Annotated in this window: 8 protein-coding genes; all 8 read left to right on the top strand. The window is 65.3% G+C overall.

The window, feature by feature from the left end:
• Positions 1-782 precede the first annotated feature (782 nt).
• Genes queC through dbpB (V6U90_RS31715) form a run of 8 tightly spaced genes read left to right on the top strand, consistent with a single transcriptional unit; the run spans position 783 to position 7,774 of the window.
• Positions 783-1,487, top strand: a complete 705-nt coding sequence (queC, locus tag V6U90_RS31750) for a 7-cyano-7-deazaguanine synthase QueC (protein ID WP_334444588.1) — start codon at positions 783-785, stop codon at positions 1,485-1,487.
• Positions 1,488-1,492: 5 nt separating this feature from the next.
• The gene (gene queE, locus V6U90_RS31745) at positions 1,493-2,131 is read left to right on the top strand and encodes a 7-carboxy-7-deazaguanine synthase (protein ID WP_334444585.1); all 639 of its coding nucleotides are present in this window, start codon (positions 1,493-1,495) and stop codon (positions 2,129-2,131) included.
• The gene (queD, locus tag V6U90_RS31740) at positions 2,131-2,487 is read left to right on the top strand and encodes a 6-carboxytetrahydropterin synthase QueD (RefSeq protein WP_334444583.1); all 357 of its coding nucleotides are present in this window, start codon (positions 2,131-2,133) and stop codon (positions 2,485-2,487) included. Before queE ends, queD begins: the two co-directional genes overlap by 1 nt.
• Positions 2,487-3,287, top strand: coding sequence for a GTP cyclohydrolase FolE2 (folE2, locus tag V6U90_RS31735; RefSeq protein WP_334444581.1), 801 nt, complete (start codon positions 2,487-2,489; stop codon positions 3,285-3,287). Before queD ends, folE2 begins: the two co-directional genes overlap by 1 nt.
• 29 nt (positions 3,288-3,316) lie before the next feature.
• Positions 3,317-4,237 (top strand): hypothetical protein, encoded by a 921-nt coding sequence (locus tag V6U90_RS31730; RefSeq protein WP_334444579.1) that lies wholly within the window; start codon positions 3,317-3,319, stop codon positions 4,235-4,237.
• Positions 4,237-5,379: a DGQHR domain-containing protein DpdB gene (gene dbpB / locus V6U90_RS31725; protein WP_334444577.1), complete on the top strand. Its 1,143-nt coding sequence runs from the start codon at positions 4,237-4,239 to the stop codon at positions 5,377-5,379. The genes V6U90_RS31730 and dbpB (V6U90_RS31725) overlap by 1 nt, the downstream gene beginning before the upstream one ends.
• Complete coding sequence (gene dpdA / locus V6U90_RS31720) at positions 5,376-6,614, top strand: tRNA-guanine transglycosylase DpdA (protein ID WP_334444575.1); 1,239 nt, start codon at positions 5,376-5,378, stop codon at positions 6,612-6,614. The genes dbpB (V6U90_RS31725) and dpdA overlap by 4 nt, the downstream gene beginning before the upstream one ends.
• Before the next feature lie 32 nt (positions 6,615-6,646).
• Complete coding sequence (gene dbpB, locus V6U90_RS31715) at positions 6,647-7,774, top strand: DGQHR domain-containing protein DpdB (RefSeq protein ID WP_334444573.1); 1,128 nt, start codon at positions 6,647-6,649, stop codon at positions 7,772-7,774.
• Positions 7,775-7,988 lie beyond the last annotated feature (214 nt).

Genomic DNA, 7,988 nt, shown 5'->3' with positions numbered 1-7,988 from the left:
CGAATCCCGAACCGTCTTCATCGAACAGCAACTATGAACAGCCGCCCAAATGAAAGACCGAGGTTAGCGCGTCGGCGGCCAGGTGCAGCGCGCGGGTCTCGACCGAGCCAGGCGCGAACGTGCGCAGTAGGTCGTCCCCTCGGAATGCGCTGTGTGGCCTCCGATGTCCGCCGATCCTGCGGGTTCCCTGCGACGACACACACCGCCGAGGCGTCTTTGATGTTGAAGCTCGGCGATCTCCGGCGCGACGGTGCAGAGCCGACCCGGCCGACGAGGTGACCCCGGTGGACCTACGTGAGCAGGCAACCGCTGACGCACGGCAACTGGTCACCGCTACAGCGCTTGCGACGGTCGGGCTCGACGACGTGCGGCTCGCCGCATTGCTCGTTGCCCAGGCACGCTCGGCTGCACGCAGCACTCCTCGGAGCAGTCATGCCGTACGTCCTCGCCGTACCCCTGCATGACCTTGATCTACCGAACGGCGGCGAGTTTCTGGAGAGGTTCAGCCCTGGTGGTGCAGGAAAGTGCGACATCCTGGCGAACCGATCTACTGCAGTTAGCAAGAGAGGTGCCCTTGAAACACCAGTCGCACTCACCAATCGAGGCAGTCGCCGTCACACTGAGTGGTCGAGCGATCTGCTGCTGCCGGCGTCGCCGACGCCTCCCGAGGCGCGTTCCATCGTTCTCAGTAGTTCGGTAGGCTAACCGCCGAAACTGCGGCCGACCTTCGGCGCGCGACCTTGCAGTTTCTCGGACCCGAGTGGAGAGGCGGAGGTCGGCATATGTCTGCGGCGAAGCGCAGGGCTGTGGTGCTACTTAGCGGGGGGCTCGACTCCGCCACAGTGCTCGCGATGGCGGTGCACGAGGGGTACGAAGCGTACGCGCTGAGCTTCCGCTACGGCCAGCGGCACACGGTGGAACTCGAAGCCGCGAGCCGCGTAGCCGCGAACCTCGGAGCAGTCAAGCACGTCGTCGCTGACATCGATTTGCGCGTCTTCGGTGGCTCGGCGCTGACCGACGACGCTCTCGCCGTGCCGCACCACGACAGCGCTGACGACCTCGGTAGCGACATTCCGATTACCTACGTGCCCGCCCGGAACACGATCTTCTTGTCCTTCGCGCTGGCCTGGGCAGAGACCCTGGGTGCCTCGGATGTGTTCATCGGCGTCAGCGCACTCGACTACAGCGGCTACCCCGACTGCCGCCCGGAGTACATCGCCGCCTACGAGCAGATGGCCAACCTTGCCACCAAGGCCGGCGTAGAGGGTCGCCAACGGCTGCGTATCCACACGCCGCTGATCCAGCTGACCAAGGCCGAGACGATTCGCCGAGGTCTGGAGTTGGGCGTGGATTACGCCTGGACACACAGCTGCTATGACCCGGCCGACGGGCGGGCATGCGGAACCTGCGACTCCTGCCTGTTGCGCGGTCGCGGCTTCGCGGAACTCGGCCGCACCGACCCCGCTCTGGCCCCGGCGGCTGGGTGAGGTCGGTGTACCGCGTTAAGGAGATCTTTTACACGTTGCAGGGTGAGGGAACACATGTGGGCCGGCCCGCGGTGTTCTGCCGGTTCACCAACTGCAACCTGTGGACCGGGCGTGAGTCGGACAGGCATCGCGCCATCTGCCGATTCTGCGACACCGATTTCGTTGGCACGGATGGCCCAGGTGGGGGTCGTTTCCGGTCTGCGGCTGATCTGGCCGCGGCCGTGGCCAAGACCTGGCAGGGGAAATCCCATCCTCGTAGCCGCCCCTACGTCGTCTGCACCGGCGGTGAACCGCTGCTGCAACTGGACGAGGCCGCTGTGCAGGCCCTCCACGCCGAGGGCTTTACGGTCGCGGTCGAGACAAACGGCACTCGGCCGGCGCCAGCCGGGCTTGACTGGATCTGCGTCAGCCCCAAGGCGGGCGCGGACCTTGTGCTTACCCGCGGTCATGACCTCAAGCTGGTCTACCCGCAGGTCGGGGCTGAGCCGCAACTGTTCGAAGACCTCGCCTTCGAGCACTTTCTGCTGCAGCCCATGGATGGCCCTGACAGGGTAGCTAACACCGAGGCTGCGGTGCGGTATTGCCTTGACCATCCGCAGTGGCAGCTGAGTCTGCAGACACACAAGTATATAGGAATTGCCTGATGGAAATCTTCCGAGAGTTCACCTTCGAAGCCGCACACCGGCTGCCGAACGTGCCAGTCGGGCACAAGTGCGCCCGCCTGCACGGTCACTCCTACCGGGTTCAAGTCCATGTCCAGGGCGACGTTGAACCCCAAGCGGGCTGGGTTTTGGACTTCGGCGAGCTCAAGAAGGCGTTCCAACCGCTCCTCGACCAACTTGACCACTACTACCTCAACGAGGTGCCCGGCCTGGAGAATCCGACCAGCGAAGTACTGGCCCGGTGGATCTGGGACCGACTGATCGATCAACTTCCGTTGTCGACCGTCATGGTTCGTGAAACGTGCACCTCCGGCTGCGTCTATCGAGGAGAGCGGTGATGCTTCCCGACGTGCAGGCACTGCCCGACCAGCGGGGGGTTGCCCTCGATGAGGTCGGCATCGAAGGGCTGCGCTACCCGCTTCTGATCGCTGACGACCAGGGGGCCAAACGCGAAACTGTCGCCACCGCCGACATGTCGGTCAGCCTCGACGCTGAGGTCAAAGGCGCCCATCTGAGCCGTTTCGTGGAAGTGCTGCACGCCTGGCGGGACGAGGTCGCGCCGGGGAGTGCGCTGCGCCTGGTGGAGGACCTTCGTATGCGTATGGGCAGCAGCAGCGCCCGCGTCCATCTCACCTTCGCTTACTTCTTGGAGCGGCAGGCCCCGGTCACCGGCGCGCGATCCTTCAGCGAATACCAGTGTGCGTTGACCGCCAGCGTGAGCGCAGCCAATCCGGTCTTGACGCTGCAGGCCCGCGTGCCCGTGACAAGCGTGTGTCCCTGCAGCAAGGCCATCAGTGATCGAGGGGCGCACAACCAACGCGGCTACGTCACCATCGAAGTCCACCCGGTGGGCCCGGAAGAACTATGGTTCGACGACCTCATCGATGTCGCCGAAGCTTCGGCGTCCTCACCGGTCTACGCGCTGCTCAAGCGGCCGGACGAGCGTCATGTCACTATGGCCGGCTACGACAATCCGGTATTTGTTGAAGATATGACCCGCCACGTTGCCCTGGCGTTGCGCGATGACCCTCGTGTGAGCCGGTTCCGGGTGCGCGTGGTCAACGACGAGAGCATCCACAACCACGCCGCATTCGCGCAGCTCGAATGGACCAACTCCGCGACTGGCGGCGACACGTGATGTCGAGATCCGGCATAGCTGGCTTTCCCGTGCACCTGGTGGTCACCTGCGCCAACCGCAAGACCCGCATCGTGCCCGATCAGCTGCGACTCGGCAGTCTGCACGAACAGCGGCCAGAGCAACGCTTCGTCGCCTGGGCCTACCGGCTGTCCACCTTCAATGCTGACCGAGTCGCCGCTATCGACCTATACGCCGGTGAACACTGGCAGGTCGCTCGTCGCCTTCCTGCCACCCTGCCACAGGCGACGAAACTGTGGGTTTGCTCCGCTGGCTACGGGCTGATCGCCGCCGACACTCCGATCGCACCCTACGCAGCCACCTTCACGGCAGGCGAGGCCGACGCGGCCGGATCCTCGTCGGCCGCCATGCGCGACTGGTGGAGCAGACTGAACCGTTGGAGCGGCCCTGACAGCCACGCCCCTCGCTCCTTCACGACACTGGCTCGCCAGAATCCCCACGCGGTCGTCATTGCGGTGCTGTCCGAGGCGTACTTACGCGCCTGCGCCGACGACCTGCGCCAAGCCGCCGACTGCCTGGCCGACCGCGAACAGTTGGCCATCATCGGCCCGCCCGGGCGGTGCCCGGATATCGATGACCTCATCGTGCCGGTCACCGCCGCACTTCGGCCAGTGGTCGGCGGCAGCCTGCAAGCGCTCAACGTTCGCGCCGCCGCCCACCTGCTCACCGCAGCAGCCGACGACCTGTCCCACGCCACCCTGCACAAAGTCGCCGAACAAGCCACCACGACTGCGCCGCCTGACCCCAGCCGGCGGCCTGTCGGGCAGAAGCTCAGCGACGAAGCCCTGCGCGACTTTATCCGGCGCCAGCTCGCCAACGGGCCCGCCACCGCGACCAGCCTGCTGCGCCAATTACGTCAGTCCGGGCAGTCCTGCGAACAGTCCCGATTCCGTACCCTGTTCGCCGACGTCGCGGCCCAGGTGAGGCGCTGATGCCCGCCGCCCCCTCTGTCAAGAACCTCGTCCGCCGGGCGCTGCGGATCGATCAGAGCAGCACCTACCCCTTCTTCATGTTCGCGTTGCGCGCCGACGAGGTCCTGCAAATCGCCGACATCTCTCGAGTGAGCCGCGACGAGGCCGGCAACCTCATCGGCTACCAGCGCCCCGAGGTACGCCGGCACGTCGAGGAGATCATCGACTATCTCAACACCGACGGCGCGCTGTTCCCGAACCCGATTATCCTCGCGCTGTCCTCCCGCGCGAAGTTCGAGTCCAGCCGCGGCCCCAGCGTCGGCGACGGTCTGGCCACCTCCGGCAAGCTGACCATTCCACTACCGGCAAAGGGCAAGCCGAAGCCAGCTTGGATAGTTGACGGCCAGCAGCGGGCCCTCGCCCTGGCGCGGGCCCAACGCCGCGGCTTTCCGGTTCCCGTCACTGCCTTCGTCGCCGACAGTGTCACCCTCCAACGCGACCAGTTTCTGCGGGTCAACAACACCCGACCCTTGCCGCGCGGGCTCGTCACCGAACTGCTGCCCGAGGTCGACAGCCCACTGCCCCCTCGTCTGGCGATCCGCAAGGCGCCCGCCGCGCTGTGTGACGTCCTCAACACCGATCCGAACTCGCCCATGTACGGGCTGATCAAACGGGCCTCCACGAGCCGGGAACAGACACCCCACGCGGTGATCACCGACACGGTGGTGGTGAACATGCTCAATGAGAGCCTGACCTCATCGTCAGGCTGCCTGTTTCCGTACCGCGACGTCAGCCGCAACGAGACCGACTTCGAAGCGATCCTGCAGGCCTTGTACGTCTACTGGGCTGCGGTGCGCGACACCTTCCCCGACGCCTGGGGACTGCCGGCTACCAAGAGCCGCCTCATGCACGGTGCCGGGATCCGCGCGATGGGCCGGCTGATGGACCGCATCCTAGGCGCCGTCGATCCCCGCAGCCCCAACGCACCGGAGACCATCCGCCAACACCTTGCCCTCATCGCACCGCACTGTCATTGGACCGCTGGCGTCTGGGACGACCTAGGCCTGCGCTGGAACGAGATTGAAAACATGCACCGGCACATCCAAGAATTGTCCAACTACCTCATCCGCCTCTACCACAACACCCGGGCAGAGCTGTCGTGAGGTTCTTCTTCCCTGACAGCCAGGACCAGGTCGACCCGGGCTTCGACTTCGTCACCGAAGAACGCGACCCGTTCCGCGTCCGGCAACGCGACGACCTGTACGCCCACGAGGTACTCACCCAAGCCCCCTTCGACGGGCTGCTGGTCTCCAAGGCCATCGTCGACGGCAAGGCCGGCGGAGGAACCGGCAAGTACACAGCCGCGCAACGCCACCGCCTTTACCGCGAGGGCGCCCGACGCTTCTTCCGCCTCGACCGGGACCACACACCGCTCAAAATCATGGGCGACTGTGGAGCGTTCTCCTACGTCGCTGAGGAGTACCCGCCCTACAGCGTCGACGAGGTCATCGACTTCTACGATGGCTGTGGATTCCACTACGGCATCGCCGTTGACCACGTCATCTTTCAATACGAGCCCAAGGCAGCCCGCAACGACGAGCACGCCGCCGAGTGGGTACGCCGCCAGGAAATCACCCTTACTCTGGCTACGGACTTCTGGCAGCGCTGCAAATCACGCCGAGTCTGCTTCACCCCCCTCGGCGTGGCCCAAGGCTGGAGCCCACACTCCTACGCCGAGGCCGTCGTCGCCCTGCAACGAATCGGATACCAACGCATCGCGCTCGGGGGCATGGTCCCCCTCAAGACCCAGGAGATCCTCGCCTGCCTCGCCGCGATCGGCCAGGTCCGTGAGCCCACCACGCAACTGCACCTTCTGGGTATCAGCCGCTGCGACGACGTCCCCACCTTCGCCGCCCATGGCGTTACCAGCTTTGACAGCACCTCACCATTCCGTCAAGCATTCAAGGACGACCGCGACAACTACTACACACCTACCGGCACCTACGTCGCCCTGCGCGTACCGCAGGTCGACGGCAACCCCAAGCTCAAGGCCCGCATCCGCTCCGGCGAGATCAGCCAAGCCCAGGCACTGGCCCTAGAACGCACTGCACTGACCCGGCTCCGCCAGTACGACGCCGACGAAATCGACGTTGACCCGGTCGTCCAAGCACTTGTCGACTACAGCGTCGTGTGGGACGGCAAGTCCGACCGTAGCGCGCAGTATCGTGCGACCCTGGCAGACCGGCCCTGGCGGAACTGTCCTTGCGACCTGTGTAGGGCCATCGGCATAGAAATCGTGGTCTTCAGAGGTACCGAACGCAACAAGCGACGCGGCTTCCACAACCTGTACGTGTTCGAACAGCGGCTGCGCGCACAACAAGGAAGGACCCCCGCGTGACCATGGCCCGACATGACCGCTCTGCAGCCGTCGTGCCCGAACTCCGGCTGCCCGCCCTGAAGATCCATCAGGGTCGTGGACGCAGCCTCTACACCTTCGCGATGGACGGCAAGCTCGTACCGCAGATCGCCACCGTCTCCCGGGTCCGGCGCGACGAGCGGACCGAACTGCACGGTTACCAGCGACCCGAGGTCCTCGCCCACGTCGCGGCGATCCGCCGATACATCGAAACTGATGAAAGCCCGCTGCTGCCCAACGCGATCGTCATCGCCTTCGACGAGCGGGTGCGCTTTGAACCGGGGGGTGGCACCGACGCCGACGGCCCCGGTTACGTCGAGACAGGCACCCTGGTCATCCCGCTCGTCGACGGGCCGGAGCACCACCGGCCGGGGTTTATCGTCGACGGCCAGCAGCGCTGCGCCGCCATCCGCGATGCCAATATCGACGCGTTTCCGGTCAGCATCAGTGCGTTCATCGCCAACGGCACCGCCGACCAGCGTTCGCAGTTCATCCTGGTCAACTCGACGAAGGCACTACCCAAGGGGCTGATCCACGAGTTGCTGCCCGGTGCCTCCGGTGCGCTTCCCGCTCCGTTGCGGGTACGCCAACTGCCGGCCACCCTGCTCGAGAAGCTCAACTTCGACGAGTTGCGGTCCCCGCTGTACCGCATGATCCAGACGCCGACCAACCCGGGCGGCTACATCAAGGACAACTCCATACTGCGGATGTTGGAGAACAGCCTGTCCGACGGTGCCCTCTATCGTTACCGCAACGACGAGGCGCTGCCCTACACCGGCGAGATGCTCACCCTGTTGTACAACTTCTGGGGTGCGGTAGAGCAGGTCTTCCCCGACGCGTGGAACAAACCTCCCCGCAGGTCACGTCTCATGCACGGTGCGGGCATCATCAGCATGGGCTACCTCATGGACGCAATCAGACACGCCCGTGACGACAGCGACGGCCTCATCGAGGTGGACGAGTTCGCTGCCGACCTCAAGGTGATCGCCGACGACTGCCACTGGACCGAAGGTGAGTGGGTCTTCCCCGACGGTGTGGTGCGCAAGTGGAACGACATCCAGAACACCCCTCGTGACATCCAGCGGGTCGCGGACTTCCTGCAGAGCCGCTACCGCCAGAGCCAGAAGACGCGAGGACGATAATGCCTTGGCCCTTGGCCGTTCGCGGGACCGATGAGCCCGCGTGCGGCCGGGGGCCTCAGGTGACCGAACGGCCGAACACCGACCGCTCTTTCGAATGGCCCGCCAGCGCGGAGCGCTGCACGCCCCACCCGTCCAGTTCACCCTAGATCCCCTTAGCCTCGATCCACCGACGCGGTTGGCGGCGATCACCGGTTGATCATTTCGATATGGGGTG

Source organism: Micromonospora sp. CPCC 206060 (genome assembly GCF_036906895.1).
Lineage (GTDB): Bacteria > Actinomycetota > Actinomycetes > Mycobacteriales > Micromonosporaceae > Micromonospora.
This window is presented reverse-complemented; position numbering and strand designations above follow the sequence as displayed.

Bases quoted from the DNA above. Each gene is read 5' to 3' on its own strand.
- queC (WP_334444588.1), top strand. From the start codon at position 783: ATGTCTGCGGCGAAGCGCAGGGCTGTGGTGCTACTTAGCGGGGGGCTC.
- queD (WP_334444583.1), top strand. From the start codon at position 2,131: ATGGAAATCTTCCGAGAGTTCACCTTCGAAGCCGCACACCGGCTGCCG.
- folE2 (WP_334444581.1), top strand. From the start codon at position 2,487: ATGCTTCCCGACGTGCAGGCACTGCCCGACCAGCGGGGGGTTGCCCTC.
- dbpB (WP_334444577.1), top strand. From the start codon at position 4,237: ATGCCCGCCGCCCCCTCTGTCAAGAACCTCGTCCGCCGGGCGCTGCGG.